The 19,751-nt window shown below is 73.7% G+C and carries 11 protein-coding genes; 6 read left to right on the forward strand and 5 right to left on the reverse strand.

All coding sequences use genetic code 11. The annotated features are described in order from the left end of the window. Positions 1–7: 7 nt before the first annotated feature. The 3 genes from glgX to trpS all read left to right on the forward strand — a co-directional run bounded on the left by glgX (position 8) and on the right by trpS (position 4,395). Complete coding sequence (gene glgX / locus AC24FB_RS03595; RefSeq protein WP_425714508.1) at positions 8–2,290, forward strand: glycogen debranching protein GlgX; 2,283 nt, start codon at positions 8–10, stop codon at positions 2,288–2,290. An 83-nt stretch (positions 2,291–2,373) separates the two neighbouring features. Continuing rightward, entirely contained in the window at positions 2,374–3,174 is an 801-nt protein-coding gene (locus AC24FB_RS03600) for an alpha/beta hydrolase (RefSeq protein ID WP_425714509.1), read from the forward strand. A 108-nt stretch (positions 3,175–3,282) separates the two neighbouring features. Further along, complete coding sequence (trpS, locus tag AC24FB_RS03605) at positions 3,283–4,395, forward strand: tryptophan--tRNA ligase (protein ID WP_425714510.1); 1,113 nt, start codon at positions 3,283–3,285, stop codon at positions 4,393–4,395. A gap of 66 nt (positions 4,396–4,461) precedes the next feature. Here trpS and glgP read toward each other — a convergent pair whose 3' ends face one another. Beyond that, positions 4,462–7,047, reverse strand: coding sequence for an alpha-glucan family phosphorylase (glgP, locus tag AC24FB_RS03610; protein ID WP_425714511.1), 2,586 nt, complete (start codon positions 7,045–7,047; stop codon positions 4,462–4,464). 393 nt (positions 7,048–7,440) lie between these two features. On the opposite strand from glgP, the gene AC24FB_RS03615 reads away from it, so the two are divergent. The 3 genes from AC24FB_RS03615 to glgB are packed head-to-tail and all read left to right on the forward strand — an operon-like array spanning position 7,441 to position 15,211. Next, complete coding sequence (locus AC24FB_RS03615; RefSeq protein WP_425714512.1) at positions 7,441–9,543, forward strand: alpha-1,4-glucan--maltose-1-phosphate maltosyltransferase; 2,103 nt, start codon at positions 7,441–7,443, stop codon at positions 9,541–9,543. Then, positions 9,540–11,594 carry a maltose alpha-D-glucosyltransferase gene (gene treS, locus AC24FB_RS03620; protein WP_425714513.1) on the forward strand — a complete coding sequence of 685 codons (2,055 nt, stop codon included), beginning with the start codon at positions 9,540–9,542 and terminating at the stop codon, positions 11,592–11,594. Before AC24FB_RS03615 ends, treS begins: the two co-directional genes overlap by 4 nt. Next, positions 11,594–15,211, forward strand: a complete 3,618-nt coding sequence (gene glgB / locus AC24FB_RS03625; protein ID WP_425714514.1) for a 1,4-alpha-glucan branching protein GlgB — start codon at positions 11,594–11,596, stop codon at positions 15,209–15,211. The genes treS and glgB overlap by 1 nt, the downstream gene beginning before the upstream one ends. Here glgB and AC24FB_RS03630 read toward each other — a convergent pair. From AC24FB_RS03630 to AC24FB_RS03645, 4 genes are all read right to left on the reverse strand, one after another. Then, complete coding sequence (locus AC24FB_RS03630) at positions 15,202–15,753, reverse strand: GNAT family N-acetyltransferase (protein ID WP_425714515.1); 552 nt, start codon at positions 15,751–15,753, stop codon at positions 15,202–15,204. The genes glgB and AC24FB_RS03630 overlap by 10 nt on opposite strands. Further along, the gene (locus AC24FB_RS03635; protein ID WP_425714516.1) at positions 15,753–16,673 is read right to left on the reverse strand and encodes a co-chaperone YbbN; all 921 of its coding nucleotides are present in this window, start codon (positions 16,671–16,673) and stop codon (positions 15,753–15,755) included. Before AC24FB_RS03635 ends, AC24FB_RS03630 begins: the two co-directional genes overlap by 1 nt. Positions 16,674–16,822: 149 nt before the next feature. Continuing rightward, positions 16,823–17,902: a DUF8094 domain-containing protein gene (locus AC24FB_RS03640; protein ID WP_425714517.1), complete on the reverse strand. Its 1,080-nt coding sequence runs from the start codon at positions 17,900–17,902 to the stop codon at positions 16,823–16,825. Between the two features lie 4 nt (positions 17,903–17,906). Continuing rightward, entirely contained in the window at positions 17,907–19,622 is a 1,716-nt protein-coding gene (locus AC24FB_RS03645; RefSeq protein WP_425714518.1) for a hypothetical protein, read from the reverse strand. Positions 19,623–19,751: the final 129 nt, after the last annotated feature.

The raw sequence follows: 19,751 nt of genomic DNA on the forward strand, positions 1-19,751 counted from the left end.
GGGTCCCATGCACTCCCCTCCGACCGCGGACCGCGCGCCCGCCCCCCGGCTATACGAGGACGCCGGCGCCTCTCCCGCGCCCTCCCCGGCGAGCCGACCGGACCGCCGCGGGGTCCACCTCGTCGGTGACGGGGTCGACGTCGCGGTGTTCGCCTCGCGCGCCACCCGGGTCGATCTCTGCCTCGTCGACGTCGCCTCCGACGGCGGGCTCAGCGAGCGCCGGTACACGCTGCGCGGCCCCGTCCACGGCGTCTGGCACGGCCACGTCCCGGGCGTCCGCGCCGGTCAGCGCTACGGCTTCCGGGTGCACGGGCCGTGGAGCCCGCCGCGCGGGCAGCGGCACAACCCGGCCAAGCTCCTGCTCGACCCGTACGCGCGCGCCGTCGTCGGCGCGCCGCGGCTCACGCCCGCGCTGTACGCCCACGTCGTCGGCGAGGACCTCGTCCCCGTGGACGGCACCGGCTCGCCCGACCCCCGGGACTCGGTCGCGGACGCGGCCCACGGCGTCGTCGTCGACGACCGGTTCGACGGAGCCGTCCCCGCCCCGCGCACGCCGTGGCGGGACACGGTGATCTACGAGGCCCACGTCCGCGGCCTGACGATGCACCTGCCCGGGGTGCCCGAGCACCTGCGCGGGACCTACGCCGGCCTCGCCCACCCGGCGACGATCGCCCACCTCCGCTCCCTGGGCATCACCGCGATCGAGCTGCTCCCCATCCACGCGAAGATGGACGAGCCCCACCTCACGGCCAAGGGCCTGACGAACTACTGGGGCTACAACACGCTCGGCTACCTCGCGCCCGAACCGTCCTACGCGAGCCCCGCCGCGCGAGCCGCCGGCCCCGCCGCCGTGCTCGCCGAGGTCAAGGGAATGGTCGCGCTCCTGCACGCGGCGGGCATCGAGGTGCTCCTCGACGTCGTCTACAACCACACGTGCGAGGGCGGCGTGGCCGGCCCCACCGTGTCCTGGCGCGGCCTGGGGGCGAGCGACTACTACCTGCACGACGACGCCGACCGCGGCCGCATGCTCGACACCACCGGCTGCGGCAACACCCTCGACATGCGCCGCACCGAGGTCGTCCGCCTCGTGCTCGACTCGCTGCGCTACTGGGTGCGCGAGGTCGGCATCGACGGGTTCCGCTACGACCTCGCGGTCACGCTGGGCCGCAACGCCGACCAGTTCACGCCGTACCACCCGCTGCTCGTGGCGCTCGCGACCGACCCCGTCCTGCGCGAGGTCAAGCACATCGCCGAGCCGTGGGACCTCGGCCCGGACGGCTGGCGCACCGGCCAGTTCGCCGCCCCGGTCGCCGAGTGGAACGACCGGTTCCGCGACTCGGTGCGCTCGTTCTGGCTCGCCGACCCGGGCGCAGCCGCGAAGGGCGGGACCGGCCGGGACCTGCGCGACCTCGCCACCCGCCTGTCCGGCTCCGCCGACATGTTCGGCTACGGCGACGTCCCCGGCGGCCGCGGCCCGCTCGCGTCGATCAGCTACGTCACCGCCCACGACGGCTTCACGCTCGCCGACCTCGTGGCCTACGAGCACAAGGACAACTCGGCCAACCTCGAGGACAACCGCGACGGGACGACCGACAACCTCTCGTGGAACCACGGCGCCGAGGGCCCGGTCCCCGGCGACTCCCCCGCCGCCGACGTGCTGCCGCTGCGCCGCCGCTCGATCCGCAACCTGCTCGGCACCCTCCTTCTCTCGCCGGGCACGCCGATGCTCACGGCCGGCGACGAGATCGGTCGCACCCAGCGCGGCAACAACAACACCTACTGCCAGGACAACGAGCTGTCCTACCTCGACTGGGACCTGGGCCGGTGGCGCGAGGACCTCCTCGCCACCGCCCGGTACCTCCTGCGGCTGCGCCGCGAGCACCCGGTCCTGCGCCCCGAGCGCTTCTACACCGGCCGCGCCACGGACGGCGACCCCGTGCCCGACCTCGCCTGGCTGGGCGCGGACGCCACCGAGATGGGGGCGCACCGGTGGCACGACCCGCGCGCCCGGGTCCTGCAGATGCTGCGCTCGGGCGGCGGGCGGGACGCCGACGTCCTCCTCGTGCTCTCGAGCTCGCTGGACTACGAGTCGGTCCGGCTCCCGGTCGGCCGCGGGGCGGACTACGAGCTCGCGTGGAGCTCGGGCTGGGAGGCCCCCTCGTTCGCCGAGGCCGAGGAGGACTCCGACCCCTGGTCGCTGACGGCCGCCCCCGGCGAGGTCGTCCGCCTCGACCCGCTCTCGATGCGCGTCTACGTCACCCGCCCGGCGTCGGCGCCGTTGCTACGCTGACCTCACGACAGCCTCCGGCGACGACGCCGGTCTCCCCGTCGCGGATGCGGCGGGGCGGGCAGGGCACGACGGGACGAGGACGCATGGACGCGTGGACGTACGAGGGACATGCCGGACAGGTCGCCGCACGGGTGTGGCGGGTCGACCATCCCCGTTACGCGGCGGTGCTCGTGCACGGCTACGGGGAGCACATCGGCCGCTACGAGTGGGTGGCCGCCACGCTCGGCGCGCACGGCGCGGTCGTCTACGGGCTCGACCACGCGGGGCACGGCGAGTCCGAGGGCGAGCGGGTGCTCGTGCGCGACTACGACGACGTGGTCGCCGACCTCCACCAGCTCGTCTCGACCGCGCGCGCCGACCACCCGGACGTCCCGCTCGTGATGATCGGCCACTCGATGGGCGGCCTCATCGCGACCCGGTACGCCCAGCTGCACGCCGAGGAGCTGACCGCGCTCGTCCTGTCCGGCCCCGTCATCGGCAGCTGGGCGGTGGTCGACGAGCTGCTCGCCCAGGACCCGATCCCGCCGACGCCCATCGACCCCGCCACGCTGTCCCGCGACCCGGAGATCGGGCGGATCTACGCCGAGGACCCGCTCGTGTGGCACGGCGACTTCCGCCGCGAGACCCTCGAGGCCCTCAACGAGGCGATGGCGCGGATCTCCGCGCACGGATCGCTCGGCGACCTGCCGCTGCTCTACCTGCACGGCGAGGAGGACCGGCTCGTGCCGATCGGGCCGAGCCGGGAAGGGGTGGCCGAGATCGCCGGCCCCGCCACCGAGAGCGGGACCTACCCGGGCGCGCAGCACGAGATCTTCAACGAGACGAACAAGGAGGAGGTCCTCGCGGACGTCACGGCGTTCGTCGACCGCGTCCTCGAGGCCTGACCGTCGCGGTCCCCGAGGGGGTGCTCGGGGCGTCCTCCCGCCCGCGCCCGGACATCGACCGACGGACGCCCCACGGGCCGGCCGCCGCGCAGCGCCTAGTCTGGGCCGGTGACCGACGCACCTCCCACGACCGACACCACCGACGAGCTCTCGGGCGCCGACTCCGCCACCTTCGCGCGCTCCCAGTCGCGCAGCGACGCCATCGAGGCCGACCTCCGGGAGAACCCGGGGCGCTACCGCATGCTCACCGGCGACCGACCCACCGGCCAGCTGCACATCGGCCACTACTTCGGGTCGCTCGCCAACCGCGTCCGGATCCAGGAGCTCGGCGTCGAGTCGTTCATCCTCGTCGCCGACTACCAGGTGATCTACGACCGCGACGGCGTGGGCGACCTGCGCACCAACGTGCTCGAGATGCTGGCGGACTACCTCGCCGTCGGGCTCGACCCGGCGCGGTCGACGATCTTCTCGCACTCGAGCATCGCGGCCCTCAACCAGCTCATGCTCCCGTTCCTCTCGCTCGTGACCGACGCGGAGCTGCGCCGCAACCCGACCGTCAAGGACGAGCTCGCCGGGTCCACCCGGCCGATGTCCGGGCTCATGCTCACGTTCCCCGTGCACCAGGCCGCGGACATCCTGTTCTGCAAGGCGAACCTCGTGCCCGTGGGCAAGGACCAGCTGCCCCACATCGAGGTCACGCGGCTCATCGCGCGCCGGTTCGACGAGCGCTACGGCCGGGTCGACCCCGAGCGGCCCGTCTTCCCGCAGGCCGACGCCCTGCTCTCCCCCGTCCCCCTGCTGCTCGGCATGGACGGGCAGAAGATGAGCAAGTCCAAGGGCAACACGATCGAGATCGGCATGGACGCCGACACCACCGCGAAGATCATCAAGAAGGCCGTCACCGACGCCGACCGGCACATCACGTTCGACCCCGCCGGCCGGCCGGAGGTGTCCAACCTCGTCCAGCTCGCGGCCCTGTGCCTGGGCCGCGACCCGGTCGACGTGGCCGACGAGCTCGGCGACGCGGGCGGCGGCGGGCTGAAGAAGCTCGTCACCGAGGCCGTCAACGACCACTTCGCCCCGATCCGCGAGCGCCGCGCCACCTACGCGAACGACCCGGCGCAGCTCACCCAGATCCTGCACGACGGCAACGAGCGGGCCACCGCCGTCGCCGAGGCCACGCTCGCCGAGGTGCGCGCGGCCATGCACATGGACTACTGAGCGACCCCACGAACGACGAACGGGGGCCCGGCCGCACGGCCGGGCCCCCGTTCGTCGTCGTGGTGATCAGCCCTGGGCGGAGGCCGCCAGACCGAGCTCGGTCACGCCGTCGAGCAGCTCGTGCTGCGGGACGACCCGGACCGAGTAGCCGAACGCGCCGGCGGTGTCGAGGGTGACGTCGCCGCCGAACGTGTGCCGGCCGTCGATGCTGCCGCGGTGCGCGAGCGGGGTGACGGTGAGGTCGCCGAGCTCGTCGGAGTCGTCGACCCGACCGGACACGACCTGCACGAGGACGTCCTCCGGCGCGAGCTCCCCGAGCGCCACCGTGGCCGAGACCTTGATGGAGTCGCCGACCTTGACGACGTCGGGGACGTCGTGCGCGTCGACCGTGTCGACGCGCACGGCCGGCCACGCGGAGCGGACCTTGCGCTTCCAGCGCGCGAGCTCCTTGGCGCCGCGGTACTCGTCGGCGCCGTCGAGCCGTCGGCCCGCCGCCGCGACCGGCGTGTAGAGCTCCTCGACGTAGTCGCGGAGCATCCGGGTGGCCTGCACCTTCGGGCCGAGCGTGGCGAGCGTGTGGCGGACCTGCTCCATCCAGCGGGCGGGCACACCGTCCTCGTCGCGGTCGTAGAAGCGGGGCACGACCACGTTCTCGAGGAGGTCGTACAGCGCGGCCGCCTCGAGGTTGTCGCGGTGCTCGGTGTCCTCCACGCCGTCGGCGGTGGGGATCGCCCAGCCGTTGACGCCGTCGTACATCTCGTCCCACCAGCCGTCGAGGATCGAGAGGTTGAGCGCGCCGTTGATCGCGCACTTCATGCCCGACGTCCCCGAGGCCTCGAGCGGGCGCAACGGGTTGTTGAGCCACACGTCGCAGCCCGGCATGAGGGTCTGCGCCATCGCGATGTCGTAGTTCGGCAGGAACACGATGCGGTCGCGCACGCCCACCTGGTCGGCGAACGTGACGAACTTCTGGATGAGGCCGACACCGGGCTCGTCGTCGGGGTGCGACTTGCCGGCCACGACGATCTGGACGGGCCGCTCGGGGTCCGTGAGCAGGCGAGTGAGCCGCTCGGGGTCCTTGAGCATGAGCGTGAGCCGCTTGTAGGTCGGGACGCGGCGCGCGAACCCGATCGTCAGCGCATTCGGGTCGAGCGCGTCGGCCGTCCAGCCGAGCTCGGCGGGCGAGGCGCCGCGGTCGAGCCACGCCTTGCGGAGCCGCTCGCGGGCGCTCGTGACGAGCTTGCCGCGCAGCTCGTTGCGGGTCTCCCACAGCTCGAGGTCGGAGAACCCGCCCTCGGCCTCGGTGCGCTCCCAGCCCTCGCCGAAGGTCAGCGAGCGCTCGCCGAGCCGCTTCGTCGCCTTCGCGGCGAACGAGGCATCGACCCAGGTCGGCCCGTGGACGCCGTTGGTCACCGAGGTGATCGGCACCTCGGTGACGTCGAAGCCCGGCCACAGCTGAGCGAACATGCCGCGCGAGACGGAGCCGTGGAGCTTGGCCACGCCGTTGGCGCGGCGCGCGACGCGCAGGCCCATGACGGCCATGTTGAAGACCTCGGGGTTGCCGCCCTCGAAGTCCTCGGCGCCCAGGGCGAGGATGTCGTCGAGCCCGACGCCGGGGATCGAGGCGTCGCCGCCGAAGTAGGTCGAGACGAGCTCGCGGGAGAACCGGTCGATGCCGGCGGGCACGGGCGTGTGCGTGGTGAACACGGTGGCGGCCCGGACGGACTCGAGGGCGGCGCCGAAGTCGAGGCCGCCCGCCTGGACGTGCTCGCGGATGCGCTCGACCGAGAGGAACCCGGCGTGGCCCTCGTTGCAGTGGTAGACCTCGGGCTCCGGCGCACCGGTGAGGCGGGAGTACAGGCGCACGGCCCGCACGCCACCCATGCCGAGGAGCAGCTCCTGCTCGAGGCGGTGCTCGGCCGAGCCGCCGTAGAGGCGGTCCGTCACCTTGCGCTCGCGCTCGTCGTTGTCGGGGACGTTGGAGTCGAGCAGGAGCAGCGGGACGCGGCCGACCTGCGCGACCCACACCTGGGCGCGCAGCGTGCGGCCGCCCGGCAGGGTGAGCTCGACGCGCGACGGGGTGCCGTCGGGCTCGCGCAGGAGGACGAGCGGCAGGTTGTCCGGGTCGAGCAGCGGGTAGGTCTCGTGCTGCCAGCCCTCGCGCGTGAGGGACTGCTTGAAGTAGCCGGCCCCGTACAGGAGCCCGACGCCGACGATCGGCACGCCGAGGTCGGAGGCCGACTTGAGGTGGTCGCCGGCGAGGATGCCGAGGCCACCCGAGTACTGCGGCAGCACGGAGGTGATGCCGTACTCGGCAGAGAAGTAGGCGATCGCGGCGGGCTTGTCCGCCGGGCCCTCGGTCTGGAACCAGCGGGGCTCGCTCATGTAGGTGGCGAGGTCGGCGTCGAGCTCGCGGACGCGGGCGACGACCTCGGGGTCGGCGGCGAGCTCGTCGAGACGCGTGCGCGGGAGCGCGCCGAGGAGGCGGATGGGGTCCTCGTGCACCTCCGACCACACGGTCGGGTCGAACGACTCGAACAGGGCGCGGGTGGGCTCGTGCCAGCACCAGCGCAGGTTCGTGGCGAGCGTGTCGAGAGGCGCGAGCGCCTCGGGGAGGACGGTGCGGACCGTGAAACGGCGGATGGCTCTCACGGGGACGAGCCTATCCGTTCGCTTGTCCCGTTTCTGTCGTGTTGCAGGGCGTCCTCCGAGAGGTCGCACGACGTTCACCCGGGCCGGCCACCGTGGCTGCCGCAGGGCGTCCCGAGCCGCACTCTCGACCAGATTCATCGAGACTGCGGGTGGTGCGCGCATCCCGCGCTCGACCAGGGGCGCCCGTTCGTCGAGCGTGCGGTCGGGGCCCCGACCACGTGAGACCGCCCGGTCTCGACGTCCACGAACCGCAGTCTCGACGTGCACGAACCGCAGTCTCGACGCGCACGAACCGCAATCTCGACGACGACGAACCGCAATCTCGATGCACGGGGGCACCCGCCGGGAGCGTGAGCGGACGCACGCGCGCGAGCGACTCGGTAGGTTGGTTGCGTGAGCCACACGCAGCCTCCCGCGTCCATCTCCGCGCCCGGGTCGACCGGCCCGCTGACCCCCTGGCCCGCCTCCGCCCGTCCGCCCGCGCCCGCAGCCTTCGTGCCGATCGGACGGATCCCCGTGGTCGAGGTCGCCCCGGTCATCGAGGACGGCCGCTGGCCGGCGAAGGCCACGGCCGGGGAGGCGCTGCCGATCTCGGCGACCGTCTTCCGCGAGGGCCACGACCTGCTCGGCGCCACCGCGGTGCTCCTGCGCCCGGACGGCTCGGAGCACTCGCGCGCGCGGATGGTCGACGTCGCGCCGGGTCTCGACCGCCTCGAGGCCTGGCTGACGCCGGACGAGCCGGGCGACTGGTCGTTCCGGGTCGAGGCGTGGTCCGACCCGGTCGGCACGTGGATCCACGACGCGACGGTGAAGATCGAGGCGGGCGTCGACGTCGACCTCATGCTCGCCGAGGGCGCGATCGTGCTCACCCGCGCCGCCGAGGAGGACCGCCCCGCCGCCGACCGGGACGTGCTCCTGCGCGCCGCGGCCACCCTCGCCGACGACTCCCTCACCCCGGGCGAGCGCATGGTGCGCGCGACCTCGGACGAGGTGCAGGCGGTCCTCGAGGCGGCCCCGCTGCGGGACCTCCTCTCGCCGTCGGCCACCTACCCGCTCCAGGTCGACCGCCTCAAGGCCCTCGTCGGCTCCTGGTACGAGATCTTCCCGCGCTCGACGGGCGCCTACCGCGACCCGGCCACCGGGCAGATGGTCTCGGGCACGCTGCGGACGGCGGAGGAGGACCTGCCGCGGATCGCGGACCTGGGGTTCGACGTCGTCTACCTCACCCCGATCCACCCGATCGGCACGACGAACCGCAAGGGCCGCAACAACACCCTGGGCGCGGAGCCCGGCGACCCGGGGTCCCCCTACGGCATCGGCTCCCCCGAGGGCGGGCACGACGCGATCCACCCCGAGCTCGGCACGTTCGCCGACTTCGACCACTTCGTCTCGCGTGCGCGCGGCCTCGGGATGGAGGTCGCGCTCGACGTGGCGCTCCAGGCCTCGCCGGACCACCCGTGGGTCGCCGAGCACCCCGAGTGGTTCACCACGCGCGCCGACGGGTCGATCGCGTACGCCGAGAACCCGCCGAAGAAGTACCAGGACATCTACCCGCTCAACTTCGACAACGACCCCGAGGGCATCTACACCGCCGTCCGGGACGTCCTGCAGACGTGGATCGACCACGGGGTCACCCTGTTCCGGGTCGACAACCCGCACACGAAGCCGCTCGACTTCTGGCACCGGATCCTCACGTACTTCCACGCGCGCCACCCGGAGGTCGTCTTCCTCGCCGAGGCGTTCACGCGCCCGGCGATGATGCGCACCCTCGGCGCCATCGGCTTCCACCAGAGCTACACGTACTTCACGTGGCGCACCACCAAGGAGGAGCTCGAGACCTACCTGGTGGAGGTGGCCCACGAGACCGACACGCACATGCGCCCGGCATTCTGGCCGACCACGCACGACATCCTCACGCCGTACATGCAGCAGGGCGGCGCGGCGGCGTTCGCCGTGCGGGCCGTCCTCGCGGCCACCGGCTCGCCCACGTGGGGCATCTACTCCGGCTACGAGCTCGTGGAGAACGTGCCGCGGCCGGGCGCCGAGGAGCAGGTCGACAACGAGAAGTACGAGCTCAAGGCCCGCGACCACAGCCAGGACGAGGTCCGCGGCATCGCCCCGCTGCTGCGCACCCTCAACCGCGCCCGCCGGGAGCACCCCGCCCTGCAGCGGCTGCGCAACGTGGCGATCCACGAGACCACGAGCGACCAGATCCTCGCGTTCTCGCGGCACCTGCCGGCCGAGCAGTCGCCCACGGGTGAGCAGGACACGGTCATCGTCGTGGCCAACCTCGACCCGTTCACGACCCGCGACGGCCTCGTCCACCTCGACCTCGAGGCCCTCGGCATCGAGGTCGCCCCTGGCACCGGCCCGGACGCCCACGTGCTCACCGTCCGCGACGAGCTCGACGGCGCCGTCTACGAGTGGGGCGCGAGCCCGTACGTGCGCCTCACGCCCTCCGAGCGCACCGCCCACGTGCTGACGGTGCTGCGATGAGCGCGCCCACGATCCCCGACCTGCCCGACGACGCGGTGGGCGCGGGCCGCCCCGGGCTGTCCGACGACCCGGAGTGGTACCGCACCGCCGTCTTCTACGAGGTCTACGTCAAGACGTTCTCCGACAGCACGGCGGACGGCATCGGCGACCTGCGCGGGCTCACCTCGCGGCTCGACTACCTCCAGTGGCTCGGCGTCGACTGCCTGTGGATCCCGCCGTTCTACCCGTCCCCGCAGCGCGACGGCGGGTACGACGTCGCCGACTTCACCGCGGTCGACCCGCAGTACGGCACGCTCGAGGACTTCGACGACCTGATCTCCGAGGCGCACGCCCGCGGGATCCGCATCCTCATCGACGTGGTCGCCAACCACACCTCGGACGCCCACCCGTGGTTCCAGGCCTCGCGCAACAACCCGGACGGGCCGTACGGCGACTACTACGTGTGGTCCGACTCCAACGAGCGGTACCAGGACGCCCGGATCATCTTCGTCGACACCGAGGAGTCGAACTGGACGTTCGACCCGGTGCGCCGCCAGTACTTCTGGCACCGGTTCTTCTCCCACCAGCCGGACCTCAACTACGAGAACCCGGCGGTGCAGGAGGCGATCTTCGACGTCGTGCGGTTCTGGGCGCGCCGGGGTGTGGACGGCTTCAGGCTCGACGCGGTGCCCTACCTCTTCGAGGAGGAGGGGACCAACTGCGAGAACCTCCCGCGCACGCACGAGTTCCTCGCCTCCCTGCGCACGATGATCGACGCCGAGTTCCCCGGCACGCTCATGCTCGCCGAGGCGAACCAGTGGCCCGAGGACGTCGTGGACTACTACGGCACCCCCGAGGCGCCCGAGTGCCACATGTGCTTCCACTTCCCGGTCATGCCGCGGATCTTCTACGCGCTGCGCGACCAGCGGGCCTCGGCGATCCGGGACATCCTCGCGGCCACGCCCGAGCTTCCCCAGGGCGCCCAGTGGGCGACCTTCCTGCGCAACCACGACGAGCTCACGCTCGAGATGGTGAGCACGGAGGAGCGCGCGGCCATGTACGGCTGGTACGCCGAGGACCCGCGCATGCGCGCGAACGTCGGCATCCGACGTCGGCTCGCCCCGCTGCTGGGCCACTCCCGCGCCGAGCTCGAGCTCGCGAACGCCCTGCTCCTGTCCCTGCCCGGCTCCCCCTACCTCTACTACGGGGACGAGATCGGGATGGGCGACAACATCTGGCTCAACGACCGCGACTCCGTCCGCACGCCGATGCAGTGGACGCCCGACCGCAACGCCGGGTTCTCGACCGCGCCGGACCCCGGGCGGCTCTACCTGCCCGTCGTCCAGTCGCTCGTCAGCACGTACACGGCCGTCAACGTCGAGTCCCAGCTCGCCCAGCCCACCTCGCTCCTGCACTGGGTGCGGGGCATGCTCGACGTGCGCCGGCGCTTCCCCGTGTTCGGCGACGGCGACTTCGTCCCCCGCGACGTGGACAACGAGGCCGTCCTTGCGTTCACCCGCTCGAGCCTCGACAGCACGGTCCTGTGCGTCTCCAACCTCGCCAACACACCGCGCACCGCTCAGGTCGAGATCCCCGAGCACGCGGGCTGGGAGGCGACCGACGTGTTCGGCGGCGCCCGGTTCCCGGCGGTCGGCGCCGACGGGACGCTCGAGCTCACGCTCGGCTCGCGGGACTTCTTCTGGCTCGAGTTCACCCGGCCCGGCACCTCGCCGGCCGCGCCGCTCGAGGGCCGGACCGACGAGCCGCACCCCGACTTCCAGGGGCCGCCGAGCGTGGCCACCGGCCCCTCCTACCCCGGGTCGTCGCCGCGCACCGCGCCGAGCACGCCGCCGATGCCGACGCGCCGGCCGACCACCGGCATGTTCCCGGGACTCGACGCCGGGATCACCGCCGGGCCCACCCCACCGCTGCCCGACGACCGCGCCGAGCTGTCCCCGGTCGAGGAGGCGGTCGCCGCCCGCGACGCGGCCGAGCGCGGCGAGGAGAGCACCTCCGGGCACGAGGCGAGCGGCGCCGGCACCGAGGAACCGACGGACACGAAGGAGCACTGATGCCGACCGTCACCCCCGGGTTCGAGACGTTCCTCCCCCCGTGGATCGCCCGCCAGCGGTGGTACCGCGGCGGGGCGGACCCGGTGCTGTCGAAGGTGGGCTCCGCCCGCCTGGAGGACCCGGACGGCGAGGTCGGCATCGAGTGGTGGATGCTCCGCGACGACGCCGGGCCCGAGCGCGTCGTCTACCTCGTCCCCCTCACCTACCGGGGCGAGCCGCTGGCCGACGACGCCGGGCTCGTGGCCCGGACCACCCACTCCGAGCTCGGCGAGCGGTGGATCTACGACGCACCCCAGGACCCGCTGTTCGGCCGGCTCGTGCTGGGCGCGATCGCGGGTGACGTCGACGCCCCGGGCCTGGACGCCGAGCCCGCGGACACGGCGACCCTGCCGGCCGGCGACGGCCGGCTGCTGACCGGCGAGCAGTCGAACTCCTCGATCGTCGTCGGCCCGGCCGCCGGTCAGGACGCGGCCCCGGTCATCGTCAAGGTCTTCCGCGTCCTCGACGCCGGGGCCAACCCCGACGCCGAGCTCACCGCCGCCGTGTCCGGCGCGGGATCGACCGCGGTGCCGCGGGTGGTCGGCGCGCTCGCCGGGACGTGGCGGACCGGGGACGAGGACGGAGGCCAGGACGCGGCCGGCCGGGACGCCTCCGGGCACGTCGCCGTCGCCACCGAGTTCCTCGCGGGCGCGGACGACGCGTGGGAGGTCGCCGTCGAGTCGGCCCGCACCGGGACCGACTTCCGCGCGCGGGCACGTGCGCTCGGCGCCGTCGTCGGAGAGATCCACCGGCACCTGTTCACCCTCGGCACCGCCGTCCCCGGCTCGGGGGCGCGCAACTCGCTCACCGCCGAGGTCGAGGAGCGCCTGGCGCGCGCGAGCGCGAGCGCCCCCGAGGTGGGCGGGCTCGCCGAGAAGGTGCGCTCCGCGGTCGCCGGCGGCGTCGAGGCCGACTGGCCGGTGCTCCAGCGCATCCACGGCGACCTCCACCTCGGCCAGGTCCTCGACGTGCCCGGCCGCGGCTGGGTGGTGCTCGACTTCGAGGGCGAGCCGCTGCGGTCGCTGGCGGACCGCCGCCTGCCGGACACCCCGGAGCGCGACGTCGCCGGGATGCTGCGTTCGTTCGACTACGCCGCGGGGACCGCCCGCGCGGCCGGCGCCGAACCGGCCGCCACGCGCGCGTGGGCCGCCGGCGCGCGTCGCTCGTTCGTCGCGGGCTGGGAGTCCGTGGCGGGCCGCTCCGTCCGCGGCCCGCTGCTCGACGCCTCCGAGGTCGCCAAGGCGCTCTACGAGATCGACTACGAGGCCCGCTACCGCCCCGACTGGCTCGACGTCCCGCTCGACGGCCTGCGCACTCTCCTGTCCGTTCGAAGCGCCCCGGGCGACGCGGTGGGGAACAATGACGGCATGAGCGCCGAACCCGCCGCCGTCCACGCAGACGTCCTCGCCGCAGTCGCGGAAGGGACGTACCACGACCCGCACTCGGTGCTCGGCGCCCACCCCGGTGCCGAGGGCGTGACGATCCGCGCCCTCGCGCACCTCGCCGACGCCGTCACGATCGTCACCGCCGAGGGACGGGTCCCCGCGGAGCACGAGCACGGCGGCATCTGGTCCGCGCTCCTGCCCGGCACCGCCGTGCCCGACTACCGGCTCGAGGTCACGCACGCCGGCGAGCGGACCGTCGTCGACGACCCCTACCGGTTCCTGCCCACGATCGGTGAGGTCGACCTCCACCTCATCGCGGAGGGCCGGCACGAGACCCTGTGGACGGCGCTCGGCGCACACGTGCGCCGCTTCCCCTCCGTCCTCGGCGAGGTCACCGGCGTCTCGTTCACCGTCTGGGCCCCCAACGCGCAGGCCGTCCGCGTGGTCGGCGACCACAACGGCTGGGAGGGCCGCCGCCACGCGATGCGCTCGCTCGGTGGCTCGGGCGTGTGGGAGCTGTTCGTCCCCGGCGTCGCGGCCGGGCAGCGGTACAAGTTCCAGATCCGCACGCCCGAGGGTCACTGGGTCGACAAGGCCGACCCGATGGCCCGCCGCGCCGAGGTCCCGCCCGCCACGGCGTCCGTCGTCACGGAGACGGAGTACACCTGGCGCGACGACGAGTGGATGGCCGCGCGCTCCGCCTCCGACCCGCACGCCGGACCGATCTCGGTCTACGAGGTCCACCTCGCCTCGTGGCGGCCCGGGCTCAGCTACGTCGAGCTCGCGGACGAGCTCGTCAAGCACGTCACCTACCTCGGCTTCACGCACGTCGAGCTCATGCCCGTGGCCGAGCACCCGTTCGGTGGGTCGTGGGGCTACCAGGTCACCGGCTACTACGCCCCGACCTCCCGCATGGGCACGCCGGACGAGCTCCGGTTCCTCATCGACACCCTCCACCGTGCGGGCATCGGCGTCATCGTCGACTGGGTCCCGGCGCACTTCCCCAAGGACTCCTTCGCGCTCGCCCGCTTCGACGGGACCGCCCTGTACGAGGACCCGGACCCGCTGCGCGGCGAGCAGCCGGACTGGGGCACGTACGTCTTCAACTACGGGCGCCGCGAGGTGCGCAACTTCCTCGTCGCCAACGCCACGTACTGGCTCGAGGAGTTCCACGTCGACGGCCTGCGCGTCGACGCCGTCGCCTCGATGCTCTATCTCGACTACTCCCGCGAGCCCGGCCGCTGGCGGCCCAACGAGCGCGGCGGGCGCGAGAACCTCGAGGCGATCAGCTTCCTCCAGGAGACCAACGCGACCGCGTACCGCCGCTCGCCCGGCGTGATGATGATCGCCGAGGAGTCCACCGCGTGGCCCGGCATCACCGCGATGACCTCGGCCGGCGGCATCGGGTTCGGCCTCAAGTGGAACATGGGGTGGATGAACGACACCCTCCGCTACCTCGCGGAGGAGCCGATCAACCGCCGCTACCACCACGGCGAGCTGACGTTCTCCATGGTCTACGCCTACTCGGAGCAGTTCATCCTGCCGATCAGCCACGACGAGGTCGTGCACGGCAAGGGGTCCCTGCTCGCGAAGATGCCCGGCGACTACTGGCAGCAGCGGGCCGGCGTGCGCGCCCTGCTCGGCTACCAGTGGTCCCACCCGGGCAAGCAGCTGCTCTTCATGGGGCAGGAGTTCGCCCAGGGCGCCGAGTGGAACGAGGGAACCGGGCTCGACTGGGCGCAGGCCCAGCAGCCGGAGCACGACGCGATCGTCCAGCTCGTCCACGAGCTCAACCGCGTCTACCGCGAGCGGCCCGCCATGTGGTCGCAGGACTTCCGGCCCGAGGGCTTCGAGTGGATCGAGGCCGGGGACGGCGACCACAACGTGCTCACCTACCTGCGCCGCTCGGCCGACGGCACGGACCACGTGATGGTGGTCGTCAACTTCGCCGGCACCGCCCACGAGGACTACCGCGTGGGCGTGCCGGACAACGTGCCGGGCAGCTCCGCGTGGCGCGAGATCCTCACCACCGACGACGAACGGTTCGGCGGCTCCGGGATCCTCAACACCGGCGACCAGGTCGCCACCGACACCCCGTGGAGCGGCCGGTCCCGGTCGATCACCCTGCGGGTGCCGGCGCTGTCGGCCATCTGGCTGGAGCCGGTCGGCGGGGAGGCGACGCCTCAGGGCTGAGCGGCAGGTGCGGCGTCACCTCGAACCTGAGGTGAGGCGAGCTCCTTGACGAGCAGCCGGTCGACCTCGACCTCGTGGCGGACCTCGCCCGACGGCGTGGTCCAGGAGTACCTCGAGACGTCCTTGACGCCGGCGCGTCGGTACCCCAGGCGCTCGTAGATCCGCTCGGCTCCGGGATTGTCGACCGACACACCAACCGCGACGGTCACTGCGCCGGCGTCGACGACGAGCACCTCGGCACGGTGGATGATCGCGGTTCCGACGCCGCGGCCGCGAGCCCCCTCACGCACCTGGAGGTGGCAGATCTCCACCGCGGACGGGAACGCTGCCGCGGCGTTCTCCCCGACCGGCCCGGTCCACCGCACCAATCCCGAGCCGAGCGGTTCCTCGCCGTCCCACGCGACGAGGTAGCTGGCATCGCCGGACGCCGCCCGCGCGACGTGCGCCTCGTGCACGCCGGAGGTCGGCCACACGCGGACCAGGACCTCAAGGTCCGCATCCGTGCACGGCCGGACGACGACCGCCGACGCAGCAGCGGGCATCAGTACAGCGCGCTGGCGAGCAGGCGACGCGCCTTCGCGACCTCGGGATCAGCCGTCCCCTGGACGTCGAACAGCTCGAGCAACCGCTTCCGCACGGTCTCGCGCTCGTCCCCCGCGGTCCGGCGCACCACGCCGACCAGCCGGCCGAACGCGGCGGTCGCATCGCCGGAGACGATCTCGACGTCGGCCGCGACGAGCTGCGCGTCCACCCCGGCTCCCTCCGCGTTCCCGGCCGCGACCGCCTCCTGCGGGTCCTCGACCTCCGCGAGCCGGCGGGCCAACGAGACCTGGGCGAGCGCCGAGATCGCCTCGGCGTCCTTCGGGTTCTGCGCGAGCGCCTTGCGATAGGCCTCGGCGGCGGCGTCGAGGTCGCCCCGCTCGATCGCGGCCACGCCCTCGGCGTGCAGCGGCGGCAGCGGCTCGGGCTCCGGCTCGGCGGGCGCCTCGTCCCCCTCGCCCACCGGCAGGCGGCCGGTCAGCCCGTTCTGCTCGGCGACGGTGAGGATCTCGGACATGACGGGCCGCAGCTGGTCCGCCGGCGGGTTGCCGGTGAACAGGGGCATCGGGCGCCCGCCCATGAGGGCGACGACGGACGGCACCTGGCTGACCTGCAGCGCCTGCGCGATGCGCGGCTGCGCGTCGCCGTCCACCACGGCGAGCTGGACCCGGCCGCCCTGCTCGCGCACGAGCGTCTCGAGCGTGGCGCGCAGGTCGTCCGACCCTTGGGCGCGCGCGGAGAGGATCGCGACGAGCACCGGCAGCTCCTGGGAGCGCTGGACGACCTCGCCGAGGAGCTCCTCGGTCAGGTCGACGACGAGCCCGTTCGGGTCCGTGGCGGGCGCGGCACCACCCCCGGCCGGGGCGGCGGGCGCAGCAAGGGCGGACAGGTCGACGGCACCGTAGAGCGAGGGCTGAGACATGCGGCCATTGTCCCCCGATCCGGCCGCCTCGCGCAGCAGTCTTGGCCCACAGCGGAGCACGACGACGACCGGCGCCCACATCAGGGCCGGCGATCAGCCGGACGCACCCGCCCCTGCCGTCAGGAGCCGCGCGCCCGGCGGATGCGGGATCAGCCCTCGGAGGCGGACTCCGAGCCGGACTCCGTCGGCGACTCCGACGGCGACTCGACCACGGACTGGCCGGACGCGACCGCCTCGGTGAGCACCGACGTCGCGCCGAGGACCTCGATCGTCTGGTCCTCCGCCTCGGCGGACGGGACGTGGAAGGCGACCGACACCTGGGCGATCGCGCTCACCTCGTCCTCGACCACGCCGTCGTTGCCGAGCAGGTCGCCGAACACGCCGCCGACGGTGAGCGTGCCCTCGGGCTCCGTCTTCGTCACCGTGGTGGTGGTGCGGATGACGCCGACGACGATCGCGCCGCCCTCGACGGTCTGCAGCGAGAGCGGGCCGTCGACGACGGGCTCCGCCGACACGGTGGCGTTCCCCGCGGCGGAGACCGCCTCGTTGAGGCCGGCGGTCTCGGCGAACACGTCCGAGCGGAACTCGTCGGGCGCGAACGTGTCGGCCTGAGAGCCCTCGGGGTCCGAGATCAGCTGGGCGTACGCGTCGACGACCTCGGCTGGGCTCAGCGCCAGCGAGTCGTCGTCGGGGGTGAGCGCGTCGGCGCCGACGTCCGGGGAGAGCGTCTCCGGGACCGTCGCGCCGGGGAAGAGCTCGACCCACGACCACAGGCGGTAGTTGTCCCGCACGTCGGAGGTGGCGAGCGTGAGCAGCAGGGGCAGGTTCGAGCCGTCGGGGATCTGGCTCACGGCCATCGCCACGCGCGGGTACTCCTGGCTGCCGCCGACGATGTCGACCTGGGTGTCGAGCGAGAGCGGGTCGGGCTGGACCGTGCCGCCCGTCGCCTCGGCGATCCGGTACTCGGCCGAGCGCAGGCGCAGGGCCGGACCCATCACGCGCTCGCGCAGGAGCTCGGGGTCCTGCGCCTCGTCGGCCTCCTCGACCGAGGTCGAGATGCCGTCGAGGACGACCTGCATCGTCTCCTGGTCGAGCGCGGGGCCGGCCGAGTCGGACGGGCTCTCCGACGACGCGTCCGGGGTCGGCAGCTCCTCCTCCCCCTCGGTGCAGCCGGCGATCAGGCCGGCCGAGAGCAGGACGGCAAGGGTGGTCGTGGTGCGGCGGTTCATCGCGTCACCTCCGGTTCTCGGTGGCGTCCTTGGGGCCGAAGCCCCACAGGTCGCGCCATTCGTCGTCCGTCGACCGGCCGTGGCCGGGCGTCGGGGTGGTCGTGTCGTCGCCGTCGGCCGCCCGGTCGGTGCCGGGCGCGGCGGGGTCGTCGGTCGTGGTCTGCTCGGTCGTCCCGACGCCGGTGGGGGTGGAGGCGTCGGTCGCAGTCGATGACTCGTCCCCGCCGAGGGCGGGAGCGTCGGCCGCGCCGGCCGGGCCGCCGAGCCGTGCCCGACGGTCCAGCGCGCGCCGCTCGCGGCGGGACAGGGGCCGACCGGCGGCGCGGGCGGCCTCGGCGTCGGCGAGCGCCTGGTCCTCGACCGGGGCGGTCGGGGTCTCCTCGGCCTGCGCGGCGTCGTCGCCCGGTGCCACGCGGAGCTCGTCCGCGCGGGGCGAGTACGGGAGGATCCCGGCGCCGCGGGCCGACCCGGCCGAGCGCAGCTCGTCGCGGACGGGCGTGTCGACGCCGGTCCTCAGGTCCTCGCGGGTCTCGCGTCGCGCCTCGGCGAGCACGCGACGCTCGTGACGGCGCAAGGACTCGCCCTCGCGCTCGCGGCGCGCGAGGTCCGCCATGTCCGCGCTCAGCGCGGCGTCGACGGCCTCGGGCGAGACGTCGACCGGGTCGGCGACGGGGATGTCCTCGGTCTCGTCGTCCTTCGGGGCGAAGGGCGACGACGACGAACGGCCGCCGGCGGACCTGCTCGCTCCGGCGAGGGCCGCACCGGCCCCGGCCGCAGCGCTACCGGCGACGGCTGCCGCGGCACCGCGGCCGCCCGACGCGGTGGTGCCCGCCTCGCGAGCACCCTCCGCGCGGTCACGGGATCGGTCGCCGGATCGGTCGTCGGACCCGGCTGCCTCGGACCGGTCCTCTGCCGCGCCGCGCTCGTCGTCGTCGGTCCCGTCCGCCTCGGCCCCGTGGCTGGTGTCGACGGAGGGGGCGTAGGGGTCCGTCGTCGGGTGCCCCGCGGCCGGCGCCGCGGCGTAGGCGCCGGACTCCGCGCGCGTGGCCGCCACGTCGTCGTCGACGGCCGGCTCGGGCGAGACCGGGACGGCAACGCCCTCGCCGTCACCCGCGACGCCCACGTCCCGACGCCGGGACGGCCACAGCAGCAGGGCGAGCGCGGTGAGCAGGAGCACGCCGCCGACGATCAGGCCGGGCACGAGGTAGGGGGTGGACACCTCGCGGGGCCAGGACAGGGTGATCGACGGGGCGTCGGCCTCGCCGTCGACCACGGCGAACAGGGTGTGCCGGCCCGGCTCGGCGGTCCACTCGATCTCCACCTCGCCGGTGGCCGTCTCCGCGTCCCGGAACATGTCGGAGCCGCCGGGGTGCGGGACCGGGGACTCGGTGCCCGCGGTGCTCGAGTCGAGCTCGGTGCGCGAGAGCAGGCCGCTGACGGACGTGCGCTCGCCGTCCCCCACCCACTCCGTCACCCGGTCGGTGGGCGTGATCGTGTACCAGATCTCCTCGCCCGGGTCGGCGGTCAACGTGATCGTCACCTGGTCGGCGCCCATCTCGAGGACGCCCGGGTCCGTGGTGAGGATCGGCGTGCCCGGCCGCTCGGGGAGCGTCGCCGTGAGGTGGTCCTCGTCCTTCCAGGTGGTGGCGGACATGACCGCCAGGACGATCGCGGTCACGCCGAGGACGGCGAGAAGGGCCGCGAGGATGCGTCGGATCACGGGGCGGGCGTCCTTCCGGTCGGCGGCCGCCGGCGGCGACACGGGTCGACTGGACAGGATACGGCGTGATAGCCGCGCGCGGAGGGTGTGACGGCCCACGCCCGGGCGCGGCCGCCCGGCGGCGACGTA

The organism is Georgenia sp. Z1344 (assembly GCF_057652375.1).